Annotated in this window: 22 protein-coding genes and 1 riboswitch; of the genes, 9 read left to right on the top strand and 13 right to left on the bottom strand. The window is 72.4% G+C overall.

Translation table 11 applies throughout. The annotated features are described in order from the left end of the window. Window positions 1-21 precede the first annotated feature (21 nt). The gene (locus tag ACIBQZ_RS35670) at window positions 22-351 is read right to left on the bottom strand and encodes a TfoX/Sxy family protein (RefSeq protein ID WP_396093271.1); all 330 of its coding nucleotides are present in this window, start codon (window positions 349-351) and stop codon (window positions 22-24) included. A gap of 42 nt (window positions 352-393) precedes the next feature. Between ACIBQZ_RS35670 and ACIBQZ_RS35665 the strand changes: the two genes are divergently transcribed. After that, the gene (locus ACIBQZ_RS35665) at window positions 394-1,584 is read left to right on the top strand and encodes a hypothetical protein (RefSeq protein ID WP_396093270.1); all 1,191 of its coding nucleotides are present in this window, start codon (window positions 394-396) and stop codon (window positions 1,582-1,584) included. On the opposite strand, the gene ACIBQZ_RS35660 is transcribed toward ACIBQZ_RS35665, so the two are convergent. After that, window positions 1,562-1,972 (bottom strand): hypothetical protein, encoded by a 411-nt coding sequence (locus ACIBQZ_RS35660; protein ID WP_396093269.1) that lies wholly within the window; start codon window positions 1,970-1,972, stop codon window positions 1,562-1,564. The genes ACIBQZ_RS35665 and ACIBQZ_RS35660 overlap by 23 nt on opposite strands. Window positions 1,973-1,986: 14 nt before the next feature. Continuing rightward, window positions 1,987-2,544, bottom strand: a complete 558-nt coding sequence (locus tag ACIBQZ_RS35655) for a TetR/AcrR family transcriptional regulator (protein WP_396093268.1) — start codon at window positions 2,542-2,544, stop codon at window positions 1,987-1,989. A 242-nt stretch (window positions 2,545-2,786) separates the two neighbouring features. Beyond that, window positions 2,787-2,867, top strand: a riboswitch (cyclic di-GMP riboswitch). Window positions 2,868-2,881: 14 nt separating this feature from the next. Here ACIBQZ_RS35655 and ACIBQZ_RS35650 point away from each other — a divergent pair. After that, window positions 2,882-5,764 carry a Calx-beta domain-containing protein gene (locus ACIBQZ_RS35650; protein ID WP_396093267.1) on the top strand — a complete coding sequence of 961 codons (2,883 nt, stop codon included), beginning with the start codon at window positions 2,882-2,884 and terminating at the stop codon, window positions 5,762-5,764. A gap of 82 nt (window positions 5,765-5,846) precedes the next feature. On the opposite strand, the gene ACIBQZ_RS35645 is transcribed toward ACIBQZ_RS35650, so the two are convergent. The 3 genes from ACIBQZ_RS35645 to ACIBQZ_RS35635 form a co-directional block, all read right to left on the bottom strand. Further along, a complete protein-coding gene (locus ACIBQZ_RS35645; protein WP_396093266.1) occupies window positions 5,847-7,814 on the bottom strand; it encodes an ABC transporter ATP-binding protein in 1,968 nt (655 codons plus the stop codon). Between the two features lie 61 nt (window positions 7,815-7,875). Further along, window positions 7,876-9,612 (bottom strand): ABC transporter ATP-binding protein, encoded by a 1,737-nt coding sequence (locus tag ACIBQZ_RS35640; protein ID WP_396093265.1) that lies wholly within the window; start codon window positions 9,610-9,612, stop codon window positions 7,876-7,878. Window positions 9,613-9,615: 3 nt separating this feature from the next. Next, window positions 9,616-10,239, bottom strand: coding sequence for a TetR/AcrR family transcriptional regulator (locus ACIBQZ_RS35635; RefSeq protein WP_396093264.1), 624 nt, complete (start codon window positions 10,237-10,239; stop codon window positions 9,616-9,618). A 147-nt stretch (window positions 10,240-10,386) separates the two neighbouring features. On the opposite strand from ACIBQZ_RS35635, the gene ACIBQZ_RS35630 reads away from it, so the two are divergent. The 6 genes from ACIBQZ_RS35630 to ACIBQZ_RS35605 all read left to right on the top strand — a co-directional run bounded on the left by ACIBQZ_RS35630 (window position 10,387) and on the right by ACIBQZ_RS35605 (window position 15,467). Next, window positions 10,387-10,911: a PadR family transcriptional regulator gene (locus ACIBQZ_RS35630; RefSeq protein ID WP_396093263.1), complete on the top strand. Its 525-nt coding sequence runs from the start codon at window positions 10,387-10,389 to the stop codon at window positions 10,909-10,911. Continuing rightward, window positions 10,908-11,588 carry an ABC transporter ATP-binding protein gene (locus ACIBQZ_RS35625; RefSeq protein ID WP_396093262.1) on the top strand — a complete coding sequence of 227 codons (681 nt, stop codon included), beginning with the start codon at window positions 10,908-10,910 and terminating at the stop codon, window positions 11,586-11,588. The genes ACIBQZ_RS35630 and ACIBQZ_RS35625 overlap by 4 nt, the downstream gene beginning before the upstream one ends. Next, entirely contained in the window at window positions 11,585-13,801 is a 2,217-nt protein-coding gene (locus ACIBQZ_RS35620; RefSeq protein WP_396093261.1) for an FtsX-like permease family protein, read from the top strand. The genes ACIBQZ_RS35625 and ACIBQZ_RS35620 overlap by 4 nt, the downstream gene beginning before the upstream one ends. A 10-nt stretch (window positions 13,802-13,811) precedes the next feature. Further along, window positions 13,812-14,318, top strand: a complete 507-nt coding sequence (locus ACIBQZ_RS35615) for a DinB family protein (RefSeq protein ID WP_396093260.1) — start codon at window positions 13,812-13,814, stop codon at window positions 14,316-14,318. Window positions 14,319-14,452: 134 nt separating this feature from the next. Then, on the top strand, window positions 14,453-15,298 hold the full coding sequence (locus tag ACIBQZ_RS35610; protein WP_396093259.1) for a hypothetical protein: 846 nt from the start codon (window positions 14,453-14,455) through the stop codon (window positions 15,296-15,298). Further along, window positions 15,279-15,467 carry a hypothetical protein gene (locus ACIBQZ_RS35605; RefSeq protein ID WP_396093258.1) on the top strand — a complete coding sequence of 63 codons (189 nt, stop codon included), beginning with the start codon at window positions 15,279-15,281 and terminating at the stop codon, window positions 15,465-15,467. The genes ACIBQZ_RS35610 and ACIBQZ_RS35605 overlap by 20 nt, the downstream gene beginning before the upstream one ends. A gap of 123 nt (window positions 15,468-15,590) precedes the next feature. Here the strand turns inward: ACIBQZ_RS35605 and ACIBQZ_RS35600 are convergent, their stop codons facing one another. Then, window positions 15,591-15,869, bottom strand: coding sequence for a YggT family protein (locus ACIBQZ_RS35600; RefSeq protein ID WP_396093257.1), 279 nt, complete (start codon window positions 15,867-15,869; stop codon window positions 15,591-15,593). Window positions 15,870-15,967: 98 nt separating this feature from the next. Here ACIBQZ_RS35600 and ACIBQZ_RS35595 point away from each other — a divergent pair, with 98 nt between their 5' ends. Next, the gene (locus tag ACIBQZ_RS35595) at window positions 15,968-16,507 is read left to right on the top strand and encodes a GNAT family N-acetyltransferase (protein WP_396093256.1); all 540 of its coding nucleotides are present in this window, start codon (window positions 15,968-15,970) and stop codon (window positions 16,505-16,507) included. Here ACIBQZ_RS35595 and ACIBQZ_RS35590 read toward each other — a convergent pair. The 6 genes from ACIBQZ_RS35590 to ACIBQZ_RS35565 form a co-directional block, all read right to left on the bottom strand. Further along, on the bottom strand, window positions 16,504-17,196 hold the full coding sequence (locus tag ACIBQZ_RS35590) for a DUF2306 domain-containing protein (RefSeq protein ID WP_396093255.1): 693 nt from the start codon (window positions 17,194-17,196) through the stop codon (window positions 16,504-16,506). The two genes, ACIBQZ_RS35595 and ACIBQZ_RS35590, sit on opposite strands and share 4 nt — an antisense overlap. 75 nt (window positions 17,197-17,271) lie before the next feature. After that, window positions 17,272-17,928 carry a response regulator gene (locus ACIBQZ_RS35585; RefSeq protein WP_396093254.1) on the bottom strand — a complete coding sequence of 219 codons (657 nt, stop codon included), beginning with the start codon at window positions 17,926-17,928 and terminating at the stop codon, window positions 17,272-17,274. Continuing rightward, entirely contained in the window at window positions 17,925-19,058 is a 1,134-nt protein-coding gene (locus tag ACIBQZ_RS35580) for a sensor histidine kinase (RefSeq protein ID WP_396093253.1), read from the bottom strand. The genes ACIBQZ_RS35585 and ACIBQZ_RS35580 overlap by 4 nt, the downstream gene beginning before the upstream one ends. 51 nt (window positions 19,059-19,109) lie before the next feature. Beyond that, the gene (locus ACIBQZ_RS35575) at window positions 19,110-20,150 is read right to left on the bottom strand and encodes a zinc-binding dehydrogenase (RefSeq protein ID WP_396093252.1); all 1,041 of its coding nucleotides are present in this window, start codon (window positions 20,148-20,150) and stop codon (window positions 19,110-19,112) included. A gap of 4 nt (window positions 20,151-20,154) precedes the next feature. Then, entirely contained in the window at window positions 20,155-21,021 is an 867-nt protein-coding gene (locus ACIBQZ_RS35570; protein ID WP_396093251.1) for a hypothetical protein, read from the bottom strand. Window positions 21,022-21,076: 55 nt separating this feature from the next. Further along, a complete protein-coding gene (locus tag ACIBQZ_RS35565; protein ID WP_396093250.1) occupies window positions 21,077-21,655 on the bottom strand; it encodes a DUF1684 domain-containing protein in 579 nt (192 codons plus the stop codon). Window positions 21,656-21,782 lie beyond the last annotated feature (127 nt).

The following is a 21,782-nucleotide window of genomic DNA, read 5'->3' as shown; positions in this document are numbered from 1 at the left end:
GTGTGGACCGCGTCGACAGCGTCACTTTCCCGGCGGGAGGGTTGCCACGAACGCCCGGGCCCGCTCCAGCCATGCGGTGAGGACGTCGTCGTCCAGCTCGGCGCCGTCGACGCGGATCCAGCCGCGCATCCGCCGTCCGCCCATCTCCATCAGCCGGGTCCCCGGCTGCGTCAGGGCCTGGTCGGCCGCCTCCGCCCCGACCCGCACCATCAGGTCGTCGCCGGTCACCCCTACGGTCAGCCGGCCGTCCGTCAGGAACGCCAGCGAGCCGAACATCCGCTTGTCCGTCACCCCGGGCAGGTCGGCGAGCCGGTCGCGGACCCGGTCGGCGAGGGTCTCGTCGTAAGCCATGAGCCGACCGTACCGCTGGCGTGGCCCGCCTAGGCTCGGGCCATGCTCCGCCGGATCGCGGCCGTCCTGGTCACCCTGATCGCCCTGGTGGCAGCCGCGCGGCTGGTCACCCCGCAGCAGACCCCGGGGGTACGCCAGCAGCTGACGTTCCTGCGCGCCCAGCTCGACGCCGGCGCCGCCGAGCAGGCCCAGCAACTGTTCCCCGAGGGCTACTTCTTCCTGCACGCGCTCTACGGCCTCGCGCACGTCGACCTGGGCCGGACCGCGGCGGACCCGGCGCCGGACCTGCGGGAGGCCCGCTGGGCGCTGGACCGGCTGGCGACCCCGGCCGGACGGCAGCCGTTCGACGCCGGTCTCGCGCCCGCGTACGGCGTCTTCTACCAGGGCTGGAGCAACTGGCTGCGCGGCGGGATCCTGTCGCTCCACCCGGATCCGGCGCTGCGCCGGGACTTCGACGCCGCCTCGGCCGCGCTGGCCGCCGCCTTCGACGCGGCGCCGACACCGTTCCTGGCGGCGTACCCGGGGCAGGCCTGGCCGGTCGACTCGACGGTCGCGGTGGCCTCGCTGCGCCTGCACGACAAGCTCGGCCCGCCCCGGTACGCCGGCACGATCGAGCGCTGGCTGTCCGGGGTCCGGCAGCGTCTCGACCCGGCGACCGGGCTGCTGCCGCACACCGTCGACCCGGTGTCGGGCGCGCCCACGTCTGTTGCCCGGGGCACGTCGCAGAGCATCATCCAGCGTTTCCTCGTCGACATCGATCCGGCGTTCGCCCGGTCGCAGTACCTGCGTTTCCGGACGCAGTTCGTGGTGCGGCCGCTGCGCCTGGGCCCGGCGGTGCGCGAGTATCCGGTGGGACGGGACGGCCCGGGGGACGTGGATTCGGGGCCGCTGCCGCTCGGCGTGAGCCTGTCGGCGACGGCGGTGACGCTGGGGGCGGCGGCGGTGCAGGGGGACGGGCGGCTGGCCGGGGCGCTGGCGAACTACGGGGAGCTGATCGGCGTACCGGTGTCGACGCCGTGGTCCAAACGCTATGCGGCGGGCGTACTCCCGATCGGTGATGCCTTTCTCGCGTGGTCGAAGACCGCGCGGCCGTGGGTGGCCGCCCAGCCGGCGCCGCTTCCGCCCGGGGTGAGCCGGACGTGGCGGCTGCCGTTCCTGGCGCTGCTGGCCCTGGGCGTGCTGCTGAGCTGGCTGCCGGTGGCGCGGTCCGTCAGCGGGCGCCGGCCAGGATGAGCCCGAAGCCGGCCGAGCCGAGACCGACGACCAGGGACGCGGCGCCGGCCCAGAGCAGGGCGATCAGCTTGCCGGGCCGCTGCGGGTCCCGCCCGAGCACGGAGAGGAAGAAGCCGGCGGGCATCAGGATGGCGGCGAGCAGGACGCCGGAGGAGAGGGTCTGCCAGAGGCCGGCGACGTCGTTGAGCCGGGTGAGCAGCAGGACCAGCAGGCCGAGGATGACCAGCACGCCGGCATGCGCGTGGCCCGCCCGGTAGAAGCGTTGCTGGAGCTCGTTGGCGGGGACACTGCCCCGGCTGACCTGCAGGAGGAAGGTGCCGCCGTAGGCGATGCCGATCATTGAGAGCAGCACGGCGCCGGCGAGGATCTGCTGGGCGTTGTCGAGCATGTCGGATCCTTCGGTCAGGGGTGCAGGAGGGAAAGCGCCCGCCGGGCGAGCGCCGTGACGTCTGTCTGCTGGTCGCCGCCGAGCGCGCCGGTCAGGGTGCCGGTCAGCGCGAGCGTGGCGACGCCGTGCACGACGCCCCAGTGGGCCACCTCGGCGGCGACCGGATCGGCGGTGCCGAGCGCGCGAACCCCGGCACGCAGCGGCGCCATAGCCTCGGTGCGCGCGGAAATCAGCTCGGGAGCGTCGTTGTCGAGCAGGTCGGACCGGAACATGACGGCGAAGAGCCCCGGCTCGTCCAGCGCGAACCGCACATAGGCGACGCCGACGTCGACGAACGACCCGGCCGCGGCGGCCGCCCGCAGCCGCTCGGCGAGCGCCCGATTGCCCCGGACGGCGAGCGCATTGAGCACCCCCTCGCGACTGCCGAAATGCCGCCGGAAAGCGGTGTGGCTGACCCCGATATCAACGGCGAGAGCCCGCAGGCTGAGCGCGCCGACACCGTCGCGGGCAATGACGCCGGCGGCTCCGGCGAGGAGCGTTTCCCGCAGATTCCCGTGGTGGTAACCGGCCATGCCGCGAAGTTACCAGCGGATACTTGTCATCGTCAAGATTTGACATTTGCGCTGGTAGGGAGCTTGCGATCGGCGCGATCGGGTAAGAAGAAATAGACACAAGAACGTATCCAAGGGGCCATCCGACCTAAAAGTCCAATTCCCCTCCAAGGCGGCAATCGCCTGGTTACAGTACGGACGGCGCAGTTCCGAAGTGCGAGCTATGTGCCGCGCTAGCGGCCCGCGCCAGCCGTCGCGTGCGGCACCGAGAAAGGCAAACCCGTCGAGAGGCGGGGACGCAAAGCTAGGGACCTCCCGGAGTGGGAGGCGGCCCAGCCGCCGAAGGAGACAGAAACACATGCGCTATTCACCAGCCCATGCGGCCAAGAGCGGCTCGGTTCCGTTCATGCTGCGTGGCCCCAAGTCGACCAAGAAGATTCTCTCGGTCGCAGTCGCCGGCGTGCTCGGCCTGGTGCCGACCGTCGTCATCGGATCGCCGGCCATGGCCGACGGAGCGCTGAGCCTGCAGAGCAACACCGTTTCGGTCGGCGAGGCCGCCGGCTCGGTGACGATCAAGGTCAACCGTGCCGGCGACGCCACTCAGGCGGCCCGGAACATCACGTGGACGACCACCGACGTCACTGCCGAGACGCCTGACGACTACACCGGCACCCAGGCGGGGGCCCACACCATCCCCGCCAACGTGGCGACTCCCGCCGTGGCGGACTCCTACGACATCGTCATCCCGATCGCCGAGGACAACCTCGACGAGATCGACGAGACCTTCACCGTGACCGTCATGGAGGGCGTCGTTGCCGTCGGGACGGCAACTGTCACGATCACCGACAACGACAGCGCCCCCGCCTACGAGCTGGAGATCGACGACCTCAGCCCGGGTGAGGCAGCCGGATCGGTGGCCGTCACCGCGAAGCTGCTGGCGGAGTCCGGCAAGACGGTCACCATCCCGATCGCATCGGCGGACGTGAGTGCCAAGGCTGGTCAGGACTACACCGCCATCCCGGGGGCCACGAGCCTGACCGTCCTCCCGGGCCAGACCGTGAGCGACACGGTCAACGTCTCGATCACCAACGACCTGCTGTATGAGGAGTCGGACCAGACCTTCACGGTCACGGGAACCGCGGACGCGACGGTCACCGGCACCGATTCCGCCACGGTCACCATCTCGGACAACGAGTTCGCGCCTCAGGTCACGATCGACCCGATCTCGGCTGACGAGGGCGACCCGCTGAAGTTCAAGGTCAACCTCTCGGGCCTGTCGGAGCGGGCGGTCACCGTGTCCGCCAGCACCGCGGACGGCTCCGGCTCCGACCTCGACCCGGCGACCGCTGCCGAGCACGGCACGGCCAAGGCCGGCGAGGACTACACCGCGGTCTCCAACACGACGATCACGTTCCCCGCCGCCACGATGAACGTCGGGAACCCGACCGCGAACACGGAGCAGACCCTCACCGTCAACACGACGGCCGACGCGACCGACGAGGTCAGCCCGGAGGACATGCACGCGACCCTGTCGAACGCGACAATCGCCGACCTTGGCACCGACATCGAGGCCACCGGTGCGATCAACGACGACGACGACAGCCCGACCGTGTCGCTGCTGCCCAGCACCCGACGGGTGCCGGAGGGCAACACCGGAAAGACGGCGCAGACCTTCACGGTGAACCTGAGCAAGGCGTCCGCCAAGACGGTGGCCGTGAATTACGACGTCACCAGCGACACCGCCGCCGACGGCCTGGACTTCTCGGCTGCCACCGGCACGCTGACGTTCGCTCCGGGCGAGACGACCAAGACGTTCTCCGTGGACGTCATCGGCGACTCGATCTACGAGGGCACCGAGGAGTTCGACCTCGAGCTCTCGAGCTCGACCGCGACCGTGCCGGGCAGCCTCGCCCCGGTCAGCATCCAGATCACCGACGACGACGCCAAGCCGACCGTCACGTTCGGATCGATGACGATGGCTGAGGGCAACGGCGGTTCCGTCGCGGTGTTCCCGGTCAAGCTGTCCAACGCCGCTTCCACCAACGTGGAGTTCACCGTTGCCGACATTCCGGGCGTGGGCCCGGGCGGCGCGACGACTTCCGCGAGCTCCGCGCCGGCGCCGGGCGCGCTCGACTACATGGAGCCTCCGACGACGGCGTTCGTTCCGGCGGGGCAGACCACCGGCTATGTCTACTTCCTCGTGAACGGGGACGACGTCTTCGAGCCCACGGAGTCGATGCAGGTCGAGCTCACGCCGATCGGCACGAATGTGGCACTCGCGCAGAAGACGGCCACCCTCACCCTCACCAACGACGACACTGCACCCTCCATCGAGGTGACCAGCGCCACCGTGACCGAGGGCGACAAGGTCCAGGTCAAGTTCACGACGGTCGGCGTCTCGCAGGACACGAGCATCTACAGCGTGTCGTTCCGGGGTGCGTCGGTGAACGGCAGCGTCGCCGCGTCGGCGGATGACTACACCGACCCGGGCACGGTTCTGGTGTACGTCACGGGCGGCACCCCGTCCGGCGCGACGAACAACGTCGGTCAGCTGATGCAGATCACCGATGACACCACCAGCGAGGGCCCGGAGACGATCCTCGCCACCGGCACCGCCCTCGGCGCCGGCAAGGTCATCGACGGTGTCATCACCATCGCGGCCAGCGACGGCGGCGTGGTGGCTCCGGCTCCGACCCTGACCTCCGCCGCCAGCTACCGGCTCGGCGTCGGTTCGCTGAAGCTGAGCGGCACGGCCGCAGCCGGTGCCACGGTCACCCTTTGGGGCACGCCGATCGGCGCCGACGAGGACAAGCCGTGGCAGAGCCTCGGCACCACCACGGCCAGCACGCCCGACGGCGACTACAGCTTCTTCCCGGAGTTCACCACCACCGGCTGGTGGTTCCGGACGGCTGTCGGCGCCCTGGAGTCGGAGCCGGTCAAGGTGAACCTCAAGGAGGACCCGGACCTCTACGTCCGTTCCTCCAGCCGGGGCGTTGCCACGCTGAGCGTCTTCGGTGACCCGCGGGTCGCCGGCCTGTCGGTCCGGATCCTGCGGGCCAACAGCAACGGCACCTGGAGCACGGTCGGCCTCGGCCAGCTCGATGCGAACGGCAAGTACGTCAAGGTGCTCACCGGCCTCAGGTCGGGCGCGTCGTACCTCTACAAGGCGACGGTCTACGGCGACGGTGATGTCGGTCTGCTGACCAACACCTCCATGAGCCTGCGGCTGCGGATTCGCTGAACCATCCGGCACTGACGAAGGGGGCGGCCCACCGGGCCGCCCCCTTCCGCCGTTCCGTCCCTACGCGCCGGCCGGGCGCCGATCAGTCGAGGTCGACGTCGACCGCGGCCTGAGCGAACTGCGCCGAATACAGCCGGGCGTAGGCGCCTTCGGCCGCGATCAGCTCGTCGTGCGTCCCCTGTTCCACGATCGCGCCGTGTTCCATCACCAGGATCACGTCCGCGTCCCGGATCGTCGACAGCCGGTGCGCGATCACGAACGACGTCCGGCCCTGGCGCAGTGTGTTCATCGCCCGCTGGATCAGCACCTCGGTGCGGGTGTCCACCGAGCTGGTCGCCTCGTCCAGGATCAGGATGCTGGGCTCGGCCAGGAACGCCCGGGCGATCGTGATCAGCTGCTTCTCGCCGGCCGACACGTTCGAGCCCTCCTCGTCGATCACCGTGTCCATGCCGTCGGGCAGCGACCGGACGAAGCGGTCCACGTGTGCCGCCGACGCCGCCTCGGCCACCGATTCCGGCGTCGGGTGGTCCGCGCCGTACGCGATGTTGTCGTGGATCGTGCCGCCGAAGAGCCAGGTGTCCTGCAGCACCATGCCGATGTGCTCGCGCAGTTCCTCGCGCGGCATCGAGGCGATGTCGACGCCGTCCAGGGTGATCCGCCCGCTGGTGACGTCGTAGAAGCGCATCAGCAGGTTGACCAGCGTCGTCTTGCCCGCGCCGGTCGGGCCCACGATGGCCACCGTCTGCCCCGGTTCCACCGCCAGCGACAGGTTGTCGATCAGCGGCCGGTCCGGCAGGTAGCGGAACGACACGTCCTCGAACGCGATCCGGCCGCGCACGGTGTCGCCGAGCACCGGGCCCGGCGGCTCGGCGGACTGCTCCGGCGCGTCCAGCAGCGCGAACACCCGTTCCGCCGAGGCCACCCCGGACTGCACCAGGTTCGCCATGCTGGCCACCTGGGTCAGCGGCTGGCTGAACTGCCGGGAGTACTGGATGAACGCCTGCACGTCGCCCAGCGACAGCGAACCCGAGGCCACCCGCAGCCCGCCGACGACTGCCACCAGCACGTAGTTCACGTTGCTGATGAACATCATGGCCGGCTGGATCAGGCCCGAGATGAACTGGGCGCGGAAGCTGGACGCGTACAGCTTGTCGTTGTGCTCGCGGAAGACCTCCGCCGCCTCGTGCTCGCGGCCGAAGACCTTGACCAGCGAATGGCCGGTGAACATCTCCTCGATGTGGCCGTTGAGCCGCCCGGTGGTCGCCCACTGCGCCACGAACTGCGGCTGGGACCGCTTGCCGATCCGGGTCGTGACCCAGACCGACACCGGCACGGTGACCAGCGCGATCAACGCCAGCAGCGGCGAGATCCAGAACATCACGGCCAGGACGCCGATGATGGTCAGCAGGCTCGTGACGAGCTGGCTGAACGTCTGCTGCAACGTCTGCGCGATGTTGTCGGTGTCGTTGGTCGCCCGGCTCAGCACCTCGCCGCGCGGCTGCTGGTCGAAGTAGGACAGCGGCAGCCGGGACAGCTTCGCCTCGACCTGCTCGCGCAGCCGGGACACGGTCGCCTGCACCACCGTCGCGGTCAGCCGGCCCTGGAACACCCCGAAGGCCCACGCCGCCACGTAGAGCGCGAGCACCCAGAGCAGCACGTGCCCGAGCCGGGTGAAGTCGACGCCCTGGCCGGGGATCACGTCCATCGAGGCCAGCATGTCGGCCCGGTTGGTCTCGCCCTCGGCGCGCAGCCGTTCGACGATCTCCGCCTTGCTGGCCCCGGCCGGCAGGCCCTTGCCCACGATGCCGTCGAAGATGATGTCGGTGGCGTGCCCGAGCAGGCGCGGGGCGATCACCGACAGCGTCACGCTGGTGATGCCGAGCAGCAGCACCACGCCGACCAGCACCCGCTGCGGGTGCAGCATCCGCAGCAGCCGCTTGCTGGAACCCTTGAAATCCTGCAACTTCTCGGTGGGCATCTGGCCGGCCATCATGCGGGCCGCGGGCCCGCCCATCGGCGGTCCGCCAGGCCTGCGAACAGGCGCGGTCATGCTGTTCCTCCCAAACGAAGAAGCCGGACCAAAACGCGATCATGACGCTCGCTTCGCTCGGTCATGCCGCGGCCTCCTGCTCCGTGAGCTGAGAAAGAACGATTTCCCGGTACGTCGGGTTGCCGTCCATGAGTTCGCTGTGGGTGCCCGTCCCGACGACCGATCCGTTGTCCAGCACCACGATCCGGTCGGCGTCGCGGATCGTGCTGACCCGCTGCGCCACGATCACCACGGTGGCGTCGGCGATGTGGGCGGTCAGCGCCGACCGCAGCGCCGCGTCCGTGGCGTAGTCCAGCGCCGAGAACGAGTCGTCGAAGAGGTAGATCTCCGGCCGGTGCACCAGCAGCCGGGCGATCGCCAGCCGTTGCCGCTGGCCGCCCGAGACGTTCGTGCCGCCCTGGGCGATCGGCGCCGCCAGCCCACCCTCCATCCGCTCGACGAAGTCGCGGGCCTGCGCCACCTCGAGCGCGGTCCACAGCTGCTCGTCGGTGGCGTCCGGGTTGCCGTACCGCAGGTTCGAGGCGACGGTGCCGCTGAACAGGTACGGCTTCTGCGGCACCAGCCCGACCGTGCGGGACAGCAGCGCCGGGTCGAGCTCCCGCACGTCCACCCCGTCGACCAGCACGGTGCCACCGGTCGCGTCGAACAGCCGGGGCACCAGGTTGAGCAGCGTGGTCTTGCCGCTGCCCGTACTGCCGATGACCGCGGTGATCTCGCGCGGCCGGGCGGTCAGGTTGATGCCGCTGAGCACCGGCGCCTCGGCGCCCGGGTAGTGGAAGTCGACGCCGCGCAGCTCCAGGAAGCCGTGCCGGGGCAGCTCGGTCACCGGCCGCGGGGCGATCACCACGCTCGACGGCAGGACGAGCACCTCGTCGATCCGCTCGGCGCAGACCTCGGCGCGCGGGATCATCACGAACATGAAGGTGGCCATCATGATCGCCATCAGGATCTGCATGAGATAGCTGAGGAACGCGGTCAGCGCGCCGATCTGCATCGAGCCGTCGTCGATCCGGTGCCCGCCGAACCACAGCACCGCCACGCTGGAGGCGTTCACCAGCAGCATCACGGTCGGGAACATCAGCGCCATCAGCCGGCCGACCCGCAGCGAGACGTCGGTCAGCTCGGCGTTGGCGACACCGAAGCGGGCCTGCTCGCGGTCGTCGCGGACGAACGCGCGGATCACCCGGATGCCGGTGATCTGCTCGCGCATCACCCGGTTGACCTTGTCGATGCGCACCTGCATGGTGCGGAACAGCGGCCGCATCCGGATGATGATCAGCGCGACCACGCCGACCAGCACCGGCACCACGACCAGCAGCAGCGAGGAGAGCGGCACGTCCTGGCGCAGCGCCAGCAGGATGCCGCCGACACACATGATCGGCGCGGAGACCATCAGCAGGAACGTCATCAGCACCAGCATCTGGACCTGCTGGACGTCGTTGGTGGTGCGGGTGATCAGCGACGGCGCGCCGAACTGCCCGACCTCGCGGGCCGAGAAGCCGAGCACCTTGTCGAAGATGGCACCCCGGATGTCGCGGCCGACGGCCATGGCGGTCCGCGCGCCGAAGTAGACGGCGGCCACCTGGGCGGCGATCTGCACCAGCGTGATGCCGAGCATCTCGAGGCCGACCATCATCACGTAGTCGGTGTCGCCGGGCACCACGCCGTTGTCGATGATGTCGGCGTTCAGGGTGGGCAGATAGAGCGTGGCGAGCGTGGCGACGAACTGGAAGAACACCACCAGCAGAATCTCGTTCCGGTACGGCTGGAGCCGCGCGCGCAGAAGTCGGACAAGCACCGGTCAGACACCCCCGTGGGTCTGGTCAGGTCGGGCGGCGATCAGCGGGATCACCGCTTCGGACGTGCCGTCGGTGACCACCAGCAGCCCGTCGAGCAGCAACGACACCAACTCGTCGCCGTCGACGCGGCGGTCACCGAACGGGCCGTAGGTATTCGCTCCGCAGAAGAGCAGAACGAGCCGGGCCACCTCGGCCGGCTCGCGGCGCAGCTGCCCGGCGTCCGGCTCGATGAGGGCGGCGAGCCCGGCGAGCAGCTGCTCCCGGGCCCGGTTCATCCGCGCGACCCCCTCGGGATCGCCGGCGTGGTGGGCGAGCCGGGCCGCGTGCAGCAACCGGGCGTTGCCGGCAAACCGGTTGCCGATCAGCGTCGCGGCGGCCGACAACCGGGCCCGCAGATCCAGCCGCCGATCGATGGCGGCGATCGCCTCGAGGGTGGGCGTGGGGTCGAAGGCCTGAGTGATCGCCGCGACCAGCAGCGACCGCTTGTCCGGGAAGACGCCGAAAATGGTGCCCTCGGCGACCCCGGCGGCCTGGGCGATCTGCCTGGTGCTGACGTCGAGCCCATGCTCGTGCAGCAACGGCAGGGTGGCGGCGATGAGCGCGGCACGCCGATCCTCGGGGGCCATGGCGGGCACCCGTCGGCGTCGCGGACTCTGTGCGGAGGTCACCCGGGGAAGACTAATGAGCGAGCACTCACTCAGCCACTGAATATTTTGTCGTGGGCTCGGAGTCGGTATTCCCTCGGCGTATACTCTCAGCGTATAGTCCTCCGCATGACGGTGCCGCTGACCCTTCTCGGGCTGCTCGAACGCGAGCCCAGCCATGGCTACGACCTCAAGCGCGACTACGACGCCTATTTCGGCCGGGGCAAGCCGCTCTCCTTCGGCCAGGTCTACGCGACCCTGTCCCGCCTCGCCCGCGACGGCAAGGTCGTGATCAGCGACCTGGAGCCCGGCGGGGGACCCGACCGCAAGCGGTATGTCATCACCGATCTCGGCGCCACCGAGGTGGACGCCTGGCTGAGCGAGCCGGTCGCCGCCGAGCCGCATCTGCAGACCGTGCTCTTCGCCAAGGTCACCCTGGCGCTCATGCTCGGCCGTAACGCCGAGGCCTATCTCGACACCCAGCGCGCCGCCCACCTGCGGCGGATGCGTGAGCTCACCGAGATCAAGCGCGCCGGCAGCCTGGTCGACGCCCTGCTCGCCGATCACGGCCTGTTCCACCTGGAGGCGGACCTGCGCTGGATCGATCTGACCGCCGCCCGGCTCGAGGCCCTGGCCAAGGAGGTCCACCCATGACGATCATCGAGGCGCGCGACGTGGTGCTGTCGTTCGGCGAGACGCCCGCGCTGCGCGGCGCCGATCTTGCCGTCGCCGAGGGGGAGCTGCTGGCCATCATGGGCTCGAGCGGCTCCGGTAAGTCCACCCTGCTGCACTGCCTCGCCGGCATCCTGGTGCCCGACGCCGGCGAGATCCGCTTCGCGGGCCGGCGGGTGGATCAGCTCGGCGAGACCGACCGCAGCAGCCTGCGCCGGGACAAGTTCGGCTTCGTGTTCCAGTTCGGCCAGCTCGTCCCGGAGCTCAGCGCGCAGGAGAACGTCGCCCTGCCGCTGCTGCTCAACGGGGTGCGCCGGGCCGCCGCGGTGGCCGAGGCCCGGTCCTGGTTCGGCCGCCTCGGTCTCGACGGGCTGGCGGAACGGCGCTCCGGCGAGCTCTCCGGCGGCCAGGCCCAGCGGGTCGCGCTCGCCCGCGGGCTGGTGGCCCGGCCGCGGGTGCTGTTCGCCGACGAGCCGACCGGCGCGCTCGACTCGCTCACCGGCGAGCACGTCATGGACCTGCTGGTCGGCGCCGCCCGCGAGCAGGGCACCACGGTTGTGCTGGTCACCCACGAGGCCCGGGTCGCGGCGTACGCCGATCGGGAGGTCGTGGTGCGCGACGGCAGGGTGCACTCGCTCGCCGCCGAGGCGATCGCATGATCCGCTTCGGGCTGCGGCTCACCCTGGCCGGTGGCCGGGAGGCACTGGTACGCCTGACGGTCATCGCGCTGGCGGTCGCCCTGGGAGTGGCGATGCTGCTGTTCGCGCTCACCGGGCTGCACGGCGTCACGAGCCAGAACGACCGGTACGGCTGGGCCAACTCGGCGAACCAGCCCGGCGCCGAGCGGGGCGCCGATCCACTGTGGTGGCAGTTGCGGGTGGACGGCTTCGAGCGGCGTACCGTCGGTCGGGTTGATCTCGCCGCGACCGGCCCGCGGTCGCCGGTGCCGCCGGGCCTGCCCCGGCTGCCCGGCCCGGGGGAGTATTACGCGTCGCCGGAGCTGGCGAAGCTGATCGCCGCCACCCCGGCCGCCGAGCTGGCCGACCGCTTCCCCGGCCGCCGCCTGGCCGGCACGATCGGCCCCGCGGCGCTGCCGGCCCCGAACTCCCTGGTGGCCGTCGTCGGGTACGACCCCGCGGAGCTGTCGCGGCGGCCCGGCGTCGCCCGGGTCGGCACCCTCGCGACCACCGCGCCGACCCACTGCCCGTACGGCTGCTGGGCCGGCATCCCGACCGCCGGCCTGCAGCTCATCCTGTCGGTGGTGGCGGCGGCGCTGATCTTCCCGCTCTTCATCCTGATCGGTACGGCCACCCGGCTCGCCGCCACCCGCCGGGAGCAGCGGTTCGCGGCGATGCGGCTGGTCGGCGCGACCCCGGCGCAGGTCTCCGTGGTCTCCGCCGTCGAGGCCACCGTTTCCGCACTCGCCGGCACCGCCCTGGGCTTCCTGCTGTTCTTCGCCCTGCGCGGCACCCTCGCCGCGATCCCGCTGACCGGCGCGCCGCTGTTCCCCGCGGACCTGGCGCTCGGCCCGGTGACCGCGCCGGCCGTGGCGCTGGGCGTGCCGCTGCTGGCGGTGCTCGCGGCCCGGTTCGCCCTGCGCCGGGTGCGGATCTCCCCGCTGGGCGTCACCCGCCGGGTCACCCCACGGCCGCCGCGTGTGTGGCGGCTGATCCCGCTCGTCGCCGGGCTCGCCGAGCTGGCCTACTTCGTCGGCCGCCGGCCGCCGGGCACGAACGCGCAGATCATGGCCTTCCTCCCGGGCATCTTCGTCATCATGATCGGCCTGCTGGTGGCCGGGCCGTGGCTGACCATGGCCGGCTCCCGGCTGATCGCCGCGCGGGCCCGGCGGCCGGCCTCGCTGATCGCCGCGCGCCGGCTCGCCGACGATCCCCGGGCGGGCTTCCGCTCGGTCAGCGGCCTGGTGCTCGCGCTCTTCGTGACCAGCGTCGCGGTCGGCGTGATGGGCTCGATCGCCGCCGAGCAGAACGTGCCGGCCCGGTCGCCGAGCGCCGCCTCGCTGGTCACGCTCTTCCGCGACGAGCGGGCCGCGCCGGCCGGCGATCCGGTGCCGGCCGCGCTGCGCGGCCAGCCGGGCGTGCTCGCGAACGCGGTGACCCGGGTGCCGCCGGCGAACCTGGCGCCGCCGGCGGACCCGATCGGCAACTGGGGCTGGCCGAGCTCGCTGGCCGCGTGCGCCGATCTCGCCCGGATCCCGGCCGCCGGCCGGTGCGCGCCCGGCGCCCGGACCGCCTGGGTGTGGCCCGGACTGCTGGGCCCGGACGACTGGACCGGGGTCTGGCCGACCGCCGACGTCGACCCGGCCACGCTGCCCGCGCTGCGCGCCCAGGCGATCGTGACCCGGACGGACGGCTCGGTCACCGCGCTCGAGACGGCCCGCACCACCCTGCAGCTCGCCCACCCGATGCTCTACTCGCCGTATTCCGAGGTCGAGTTCCGGGCGGAATCCGCGCGGGTCTTCGAGGGCTGGAAGCGGCTGGCGAACGTGGTGATCCTGGCGAGCCTGGCCATCGCCGGGTGCAGCCTGGCGGTGAGCGTCGCGGGCGGGCTGAGCGAGCGCAAGCGCCCGTTCAGCATGCTGCGGCTGACCGGGGTGCCGCTCGGCACGCTGCGCCGGGTGGTGGCGCTGGAGAGCGTGACGCCGCTGGTGATCGCCTCGGTGGTCGCGCTGGCCGCGGGGCTGCTGGCCGCGCATCTGTTCCTGACCGCCCAGATGGAGCTGTCGCTGAGCCCACCGACGATCTCGTTCTATGCCATCGTGGTCGGCGGGCTCGCGGCGTCCCTCGCCGTGATCGCCTCCACGATGCCGCTGCTGCGCCGGATCACCGGCCCGGAGGCGGCCCGCAACGAGTGAGGACACACCTGTGCAGGACGACCGGATCGGCCCGCCCCTGCTCGGCGGGGAACGCGAGACAGTGCGCGCGTTCCTGGACTACCACCGGGCGACGCTGGCCATGAAGTGCCAGGGTCTGTCCGACGAGGAACTGCGGCAACGCTCGATGCCGCCGTCGACGCTGACCCTGCTGGGCCTGGTCCGGCACCTGGCCGAGGTCGAGCGCACCTGGTTCCGCCGGGTGATCAACGGCGAGGACATCCCGCTGCGCTGGTCAGCCGACGGCGACTTCCAGGCTGCGTACGACGGCTCGGCGTCCACCCGGGCCGAGGCGTTCGGGGCGTGGCAGGAGGAGGTCGAGCATGCCCGCCGGATCGAGCAGGCGGCGGAATCACTCGACGTGACGGGCTACCAGCCGCGGTGGGGCGAGCACGTCTCGCTGCGCCTGGTGCTGCTACACATGATCCACGAGTACGCCCGGCACAACGGCCACGCGGACTTCCTGCGCGAGGGCATCGACGGCGAGGTGGGCGCCTGAACCGGCCGCCCTGAGCCGGCCGCTCACGGCAACTCTGAGCTGGCCCCTGCTGTGCGACCGGAGCCCGCCTCTTCACCCCGGCCCGCGGGATCGTGGTGCTGTCCGGGCGGGTGCCCGTGTGCGAGGCTGACGCCATGGGACGCGTGGTGACCTGGGCTCGGACCGTCGGCGTGGCGGGTGCGCTGATCCTCGGCTGGCTCGGCTCGGCTGCCGCCGTACGGGTGAGCGGTTTTCCCGGGCCGCCCGCCGAGGCCGACGCAGTGGCCGCCGCGGTCACCGCGATCGGGCGGCAGCCGATCGACACTCCCGGGCCCGTGGTGGTCTGCGACTACTTCTGCCCCGACGCCACCGGCGAAGGGGTGGTCTCCTACGACTCGGAGCCGGAACGCACGGACGTGGTCGCGGTGACCTACCACCTGCGCGGGACCGGGGCGGCCGCGGTCGAGGCGGCCGCGCGCAGCCGGCTCGCCGCGCAGGGCTGGCGGGCGGCGCCGCGCGGTGACCTCACCCGCGGCGGGCTGGTGGTCGGGCTGCAGGTCAGGGACACCCCGGACGGCGCCGAGGCGATCGTCGTCGCGGCCAAGGCCACCCCGGTCGGCGCGAAGGTGCTGGCCGTGGCCGGGTTCCTGCTCGGTGCGGCGCTCGGCTGGCTGCTGGTGCGGGCCGCGGACCGGCGGTTCCGCCGGCACAGCCCGGCGCGGCGTGCGCTGATCGGGATCCCCGCAGTGGTGGCCACCGCGGTGACGCTGGGGTACGCCACCCTGGCGGTCATGTTCGTCCTGCACAGCGGGCCGCAACCGGCGGGCGTGGAGCTCGCCGAGTTCGTGCTCACGGTCTTCCCGTCCCTGGCGCTCGGGGTGGGCGCGGCCGCGGCGCTGGCGCTGACCCTGGTCGCGCTGCCGCCGCGCCGAGGACCGGCTGGTCTGCGGCTCACCCCGCCGGTCGGGCACACTGGTGACCATGGTGCAGCCAGGTCCTGACCCGGACAACTACCCGCCGATCGACCCGACCGAGCCCGTGCCGGACGACCCGGGCGAGCTGTCCCCGGACACCCCGGAAACCCTGCCGCCGGCCCCGGTCGAACCGATGCCGGGCCCGGACGACCCGGGCAACGTGCCGGACGGCGGCACCGTTCCCGAGCCCGCCTGAGCAAACCGACGGCCCGGCCGGGCGATCGGCCGGGCGCTGTCCTGCCGGGCGGCGCCGTGCCGAGCCGGCCTGAGCAGAGTGACGGCCCGGCCGAGTGGTCGGCCGGGCCGTTGTGCCGTCGGGTCAGCCGATCAGCGAGCGGATGATCACGATGGCCAGGAAGACGATGATGAACGCCAGGTCGATCGACATCCCGCCGAGGCGCAGCGGCGGGACCAGCCGGCGGACCGGGGCGAGGATCGGTTCGGTCACCGCGAAGACCCCGGCCGAGAGCCGGGAGCGCACCGAGCCGTACGCGGACGGGCCGGCCAGCGTCACCGCCCAGTCGAGCACCGCGCGGACGATCAGCAACACCTGCACCAGCAGCAACACCAGGCTCACGATGGTGAGCACAAGACCCATGAGACCTCCCAAGCCGGACGGGCGTGCTCTCCACTATGCGGCTTTTGCCGGTGAATTCGTTGAGTGCTGGCTGTGATTCTGCTCGATAAGCTGCCGGCATGTACGCGATCGATCTTGGTGACGGCGCCGAGCTGCGCCCGCTGGAGCCGTGGCAGGCGGCGGAGTTCCTGGCCCACATGGACCGGGCCCGGGAGAGCGTGGACCCGTGGATCCCCTGGGCGGAACGCAGCACCGACCTGGAGTCCGCGACGGCCACCCTGCAGCGCTACGCCGACAACGCCGCCGCCGACCGCGCCCGCCTGCACGGCATCTGGCTCGCCGGGACGCTCGTCGGCGGCGCAATGTTCGTGCACTTCGACGCGGTCGCCGGCACGTGTGAGGTGGGCTGCTGGCTGGAGCCCGCGGGCCGGGGCCACGGCCTGATCACCCGGTCGGTGCGCCTGCTGATCGACTGGGCGATGGACGTCCGCGGCATGTACCGGGTCGAGTGGCAGTGCCGCCCCGACAACGTGGCCAGCGCCAACGTCGCCCGCCGGCTGGGCATGCGGCTCGACGGGGTGCGGCGCGGGGAGTTCCTCTTCCACGGCGTACGGCACGACACCCAGGTGTGGTCGCTGATCGCCCCGGACCGCGGCTAGCGTCCGACGGTCGCCGGGGCGCCGGCCGGGGCCGCCGGGACGGGTGAGCGGCGCCGGGGCCGGCGCCGGATGACCCACTCGGCGACCAGCAGGTTGATCACCCAGGCGGCGTTCATCAGCACGGCCCGGGTGCCGACGCCCGGCTGGCCCAGCAGCAGCATCCACGGCAGGAGCGTGAACACCTGGGTGCCGGCGCCCAGGCCGATCGCGTACGCGCGGATCATCCAGGCGCGGTGCCGGACGATGTCGCGCCTGCGGATCGCCACGACGCTGAGCACGATCGCCGCGGCCATCACCGCGCCGAAGCCGAGCCGGGAGATGCCGAGGACGCCGAACCGGGCGCCGTCGCTCACCGGCAGCGGGTAGTACAGGGTCATCCAGATGCCGGACAGCGCGGCGACGATCCCGCACAGGGCCAGCACCCGGCCGGCGAGCCGGTGCCAGCGGGGCCGGCGCCGGCGCAGCCCGCGATGGAACTGGAACGCGCCCAGCAGGCAGAACAGGCTGGCGCCGATGATGTGCGCGACGACCGGCAGCGGCACGGCGAAGAACCGCTCGTTGGCCGGCGTGACCGCGGCGCCGGCGGTCAGCTGGGTCACCCGGGAGGCGCCGGCGATCACCGGTACGGCGCTGAGCACGAGCAGCCCCACGGTCACTCGCCGGTCGGTGCGGGAAGCGGGTTTCGTCATGACCCGATCGTGCCGAGCGGGGCGCGCCCGCCCATCCGTCCCAGGTCCGGTCACCCGGCCGTACTTTCGGCGGGGTCAGCGCCCGTGCACCCGGTGCGTCTCGTACGCCCAGATCGCGATCTCCACCCGGTTCCGCGCCTGCAGCTTGTTCATCAGGCTGGTGACGTGGGTCTTCACCGTGCTGAGCGTGATGTGCAGCTCGGCCGCGATCTCGGCGTTGGTGCGCCCGCGGGCCACCGCCGCCAGGACCTGCTCCTCGCGGTCGGTCAGCGAGTCGATCGGCTGCGTCGCCGCGGCCGGCCCGGAGCTGGCGAAGGTCCGCAGCAGCCGGGCGGTGATGCTCGGCGCGATCAGGGCCTCCCCGTCGGCTGCGGCGTGCACGGCCTGGGCCAGCATCACCGTCCCGGCGTCCTTGAGCAGGAACCCCCGGGCGCCGGCGCGCAGCGCGGCGTAGACGTACTCGTCGAGGTCGAAGGTCGTGATGACGATGACGGCGAGCGGGTCCGGCACGTCCGGGCCGGCCAGCGCGCGGGTCGCCGCGATGCCGTCGACGCCGGGCATCCGGATGTCGAAGAGGCACACGTCCGGGCGCAGGTGCCGGGCCAGCTCGACGGCCCGCTGCCCGTTGGCCGCCTCGCCGATCACCTCGATGCCGGGCTGCGAGTTGAGGATCATCGTGAGCCCGGTCCGGACGATCTCCTGGTCGTCGGCGACCACCACCCGGATGCTCACGCCGCGGAGCCGCTGCGGGGCAGCACGGCGGTGACCGTCCAGCCCCGGTCCGGTCCGGGCCCGGCCTCGCAGGTGCCGCCGAGCAGGCCGGCCCGCTCGGCCATCCCGATCAGCCCGTAACCGGTGGGCCGGGTCGCCCGCGGCCCGCTGCCGTCGTCGGTGACCTGGAGCCGGACCGAGGTGGGATCGGTGCTGACCCGGACCTGGATCCGGCCGGCGTGCCGGGCGTGCCGCCGGGCGTTGGTGACCGACTCCTGGGCGATCCGGAAGATCGCCGTGCGCACCGGGGCGGGCAGGTCAGCGAGGTCGCCGGTGATGTCCACCTCGACCGGCGGCCCGGCCCGGCCCTGGCCGGCCAGCGCGGTCAGGTCGGCCAGCCCGGGATCGGGGGCCGGCGCCGTGGGCGGGTCGTGCCGCAGCACCCGGACCATGCCGCGCATCTCGGCCAGCGCCCGGGACGCCTCGGCCTCGATCACGCGCAGCGCGTCCGTGGCCGCCGCCGGGTCGGTCGGCGCGGTGGCCAGCCCGGCCTGGGCCCGGATCGCCATCGCCGACACGTGGTGCGCCACGGTGTCGTGCAGGTCGCGGGCCAGCCGTTCGCGTTCCAGCAGCTTGACCTGCTCCAGCTCGCGCTGCCGGGCGCGGGCCCGCCAGCGCAGCGCCAGCCCCAGCGCCCCGGTGCAGGACAGGATCGCGAACCCGGCGCCCAGGTCGGCCACCCCGAGCTGCCCGGCCGCCGCGCCGAGCCCGACCTTGCCCAGGATCACCGCCGCCCCCAGCACGATCTCGCGGCCGGAACCCCAGCGCAGCAGGGCGTACGGCAGGATCAGCAGAAAGGCGATCGAGTACGTCTCCAGCGTGGCGCCCGGGAACACCACCGGGGCGAGCCCGCTCACCCCGAAGCCGATCGTGATCATCAGCAGCGGCCGGGTCCGGCGCCACAGCAGGGTCGGGATCAGCGCGAGGACCAGGCCCGCCGACACGACCCGCCAGGGCAGCTCGGGCCGGAGCAGGGCCTCGAGCACGGCGAGCGGCACGAGCACGGCGACGAGCGCCCAGTCCCGCCACACCCGCGTCGGCGGGTGCGGTGGGCGGGGCTCGTCCCAGACCGAGCGGAGCAGGTCGTGCACCCGCTGATCGTACGAGAGGGGCCCGGCCACCACGTCGTACCAAAGGACTACTCAGGGCACGATGATCTGGATGCCGGCCCGGGCCGGGCCGTCCAGCGCGGCCAGGGCCGCCGCGGCGTCGGGCAGCGCGAGCTCACCGGTGATCAGCTCGGCGGGGCGCAGCGCGCCGGTCTCCACCAGCGGCAGCAGTTCCTGGTACGCGTGCGCCGGCATCCCGTGGCTGCCGAGCAGTTCCAGCTCGTGCGCGACGACAAGCTCCATCGGTACGGTGGGCCGCCCGCTGACCGCCGGCAGCAGACCGACCTGCACATGCCGTCCGCGCCGGCGCAGCCCCTCGACGGAGGCGGTGAGCGTGACCTGGCTGCCGAGCGCGTCGAGCGAGAGATGCGCCCCGCCCCCGGTGATCTCCCGCACCAGATCGGCTGTCGACCCGCCCGGGGACGCGGCGTTGACGACGGCGGTGGCGCCCAGCCGCCGGGCCAGCGCCAGCGCGTCGGCCGAGACGTCCACCGCGACCACCCGTGCCCCCGCCGCCACGGCGATCATCACCGCGGACAGCCCGACGCCGCCGCACCCGTGCACGGCCACCCATTCGCCCGCCCGGGCCCGGCCCTGGTGCACCACCGCCCGGAACGCCGTCGTGAACCGGCACCCCAGCGTCGCCGCCGCCGCGTAGTCGACCCCGGCGCCCAGCCGTACCAGATTGGTTTCCGCCCGGGGCACCACGACGAGGTCGGCGAACGATCCCCAGTAGGTGAAGCCGGGCTGTTCCTGCCGGTGGCAGACCTGCTGGTCACCGGCCAGGCAGGCCGGGCAGCGCCCGCACGCGCAGACGAACGGCGCGGTGATGCGCTCGCCCACCTGCCAGTCGCGGACGCCCGCGCCGACGGCGGCGATCCGGCCGGCGAACTCGTGGCCCGGCACGTGCGGCAGCCGGATGTCCGGGTCGTGCCCGCGCCAGCCGTGCCAGTCGCTGCGGCACAGCCCGGTCGCCCGCACCGCGACCACCACCCCGCCGGGCGGCGGGGCGGGGTCGGGCACCTCGCGGAGCTCGGGCAGCTCGCCGAACCGTTCGTAGATCACCGCACGCATGGCCTCATCGTCGCAGCCGGCCGTACGAGTCGAGGGTGCGCAGGGCCTGCAGGGTGACCATGCCGCGCCAGGCCAGGCGGGCCGCGGCGCTCGGCGGCGCCCAGGCCAGCGGCCAGCCACCGTCCGGCTGCTGGGCCCGCAGCAGGTGGTCGAGGTGGCCGTTGAGCTGGGCTTCGGTGAACAGCGACCGCCAGCGGGAGTCCGCGGCCGGGGCGAAATGCAGGGGGGTCAGGCCGTACCCGTCGGACTCGGGGTCGAGGTGGAACATCGACGCGGTCATGAGGCGTTCGGCCACCACGGCCACCTGCTTGTCCGCCCGGTCCCGGTCGGGCACGTGCGCCAGGAAACCGAACACCTCCAGGATCGCGTGCACGTCCTCGGGCGGCGGGCCGTTCTCCAGCGCCGCCCAGCAGTAGCGGGTGGCCGCGTCGCGCCACGGGTGCGCGAAGTCCAGCTGGTACAGCAGCCCCGCCAGCCCCGCGGTCGGGTTCAGCCCCGGCGCGTACGTCCAGTCGCTCAGATGCTCGGCCCGGGGGTAGGACTCGATGACCGGGGCGGCCAGCGAGACCGCCCCGTCGACGGCCACGCTCTGCAGGAAGCCGGCCGCGCCCGCCAGCAGCCGCTGATCGGTGGTGCGGGCGGCGACCAGGGTCTGCAGGGCGACCTCCACGTCCAGCGGCAGGCTGGCCGGGCAGCACTTGTCCGGCTCCAGTCCGTGGCCGAAGCCGCCGTCGGCGTTCCGGTAGCCGCGCAGCGCGTCGACGACCCCGGTGGCCGGCGCGTCGTGGAAGAGGGTGTCGAACAGGCGCTGCTCCAGCAGCCGGGCCTCGGCCCGGAGGAACCGCTCGGCGGCGGCGAAGACGTCATCCATGGTCGCAGCCTAGGAAGGCAACGACCCCGGCGTCTTGAACGAATCGGACCCCGGGTCAGTGGTACTTCAGCTCGCCGGCCGTGATCGGCACGGTCAGCCTGTTCTCCTCCGGCGCCAGCGGGCAGAGCCACTGGTCGTCGTACGCGCAGCTCGGGTTGTAGAGGTAGTTGAAGTCCAGCAGCACCCGGGTGCGGGAGACCATCTCCACGCCGCGACCGTGGGTGCCCTTCACCGTGTCGGTCAGGTAGCGCCCGCCGCCGTACGACTGCGGGCCGCAGGTCGTGTCGCGGACCGGCAGGAACAGGCCGCCGCCGTACGCGGCCAGCCACCACAGCGACAGCGCGCCCCACGGGGTGTCCAGGATGCCCACCCGGTCGTAGCGGCACACGCCGTCCGGGCCGCCGGTGTCGATCTCGATCTCGCCGGGCGCCGGGCGCAGCTCCACCTCGGCGCGGAACTCGTCGGCCGGCGGGAAGTAGACCAGCCCCTCGAAGTCGCCGGTGCTGGGCACAGGGGACTGGGGGTGGTACGCGAACAGCTCGTCACGCCGGGCGCGGAAGTCGGAGAGGTCGGACGCGGTCAGGTAGATCCGGGCCACCGCCGCGCGGTAGTCGGCGAGTTCGAGTGCCTGCACGACGACCACCGTATCGCGCAGGCCTTGAGTGGATCTTGTGGTTCGTCCTACGCTCGAAAGGTCGGCGCATTGAAACGTTTAAATGCGTTGATTGCCAGCCCCGCGCACCTCCCCCCACCGAGGAGAA

Origin of the sequence: Actinoplanes sp. NPDC049599, assembly GCF_044465625.1 — a bacterium.
In the GTDB taxonomy this organism is placed as follows: Bacteria; Actinomycetota; Actinomycetes; order Mycobacteriales; family Micromonosporaceae; genus Actinoplanes.
This window is presented reverse-complemented; position numbering and strand designations above follow the sequence as displayed.

Bases quoted from the DNA above. Each gene is read 5' to 3' on its own strand.
- ACIBQZ_RS35630 (WP_396093263.1), top strand. From the start codon at position 10,387: ATGACGGTGCCGCTGACCCTTCTCGGGCTGCTCGAACGCGAGCCCAGC.
- ACIBQZ_RS35570 (WP_396093251.1), bottom strand. From the start codon at position 21,021: ATGGATGACGTCTTCGCCGCCGCCGAGCGGTTCCTCCGGGCCGAGGCC.
- ACIBQZ_RS35635 (WP_396093264.1), bottom strand. From the start codon at position 10,239: ATGGCCCCCGAGGATCGGCGTGCCGCGCTCATCGCCGCCACCCTGCCG.
- ACIBQZ_RS35665 (WP_396093270.1), top strand. From the start codon at position 394: ATGCTCCGCCGGATCGCGGCCGTCCTGGTCACCCTGATCGCCCTGGTG.
- ACIBQZ_RS35655 (WP_396093268.1), bottom strand. From the start codon at position 2,544: ATGGCCGGTTACCACCACGGGAATCTGCGGGAAACGCTCCTCGCCGGA.
- ACIBQZ_RS35645 (WP_396093266.1), bottom strand. From the start codon at position 7,814: ATGACCGCGCCTGTTCGCAGGCCTGGCGGACCGCCGATGGGCGGGCCC.
- ACIBQZ_RS35650 (WP_396093267.1), top strand. From the start codon at position 2,882: ATGCGCTATTCACCAGCCCATGCGGCCAAGAGCGGCTCGGTTCCGTTC.
- ACIBQZ_RS35575 (WP_396093252.1), bottom strand. From the start codon at position 20,150: ATGCGTGCGGTGATCTACGAACGGTTCGGCGAGCTGCCCGAGCTCCGC.
- ACIBQZ_RS35625 (WP_396093262.1), top strand. From the start codon at position 10,908: ATGACGATCATCGAGGCGCGCGACGTGGTGCTGTCGTTCGGCGAGACG.
- ACIBQZ_RS35660 (WP_396093269.1), bottom strand. From the start codon at position 1,972: ATGCTCGACAACGCCCAGCAGATCCTCGCCGGCGCCGTGCTGCTCTCA.
- ACIBQZ_RS35600 (WP_396093257.1), bottom strand. From the start codon at position 15,869: ATGGGTCTTGTGCTCACCATCGTGAGCCTGGTGTTGCTGCTGGTGCAG.
- ACIBQZ_RS35620 (WP_396093261.1), top strand. From the start codon at position 11,585: ATGATCCGCTTCGGGCTGCGGCTCACCCTGGCCGGTGGCCGGGAGGCA.
- ACIBQZ_RS35610 (WP_396093259.1), top strand. From the start codon at position 14,453: ATGGGACGCGTGGTGACCTGGGCTCGGACCGTCGGCGTGGCGGGTGCG.
- ACIBQZ_RS35670 (WP_396093271.1), bottom strand. From the start codon at position 351: ATGGCTTACGACGAGACCCTCGCCGACCGGGTCCGCGACCGGCTCGCC.
- ACIBQZ_RS35595 (WP_396093256.1), top strand. From the start codon at position 15,968: ATGTACGCGATCGATCTTGGTGACGGCGCCGAGCTGCGCCCGCTGGAG.
- ACIBQZ_RS35605 (WP_396093258.1), top strand. From the start codon at position 15,279: ATGGTGCAGCCAGGTCCTGACCCGGACAACTACCCGCCGATCGACCCG.
- ACIBQZ_RS35590 (WP_396093255.1), bottom strand. From the start codon at position 17,196: ATGACGAAACCCGCTTCCCGCACCGACCGGCGAGTGACCGTGGGGCTG.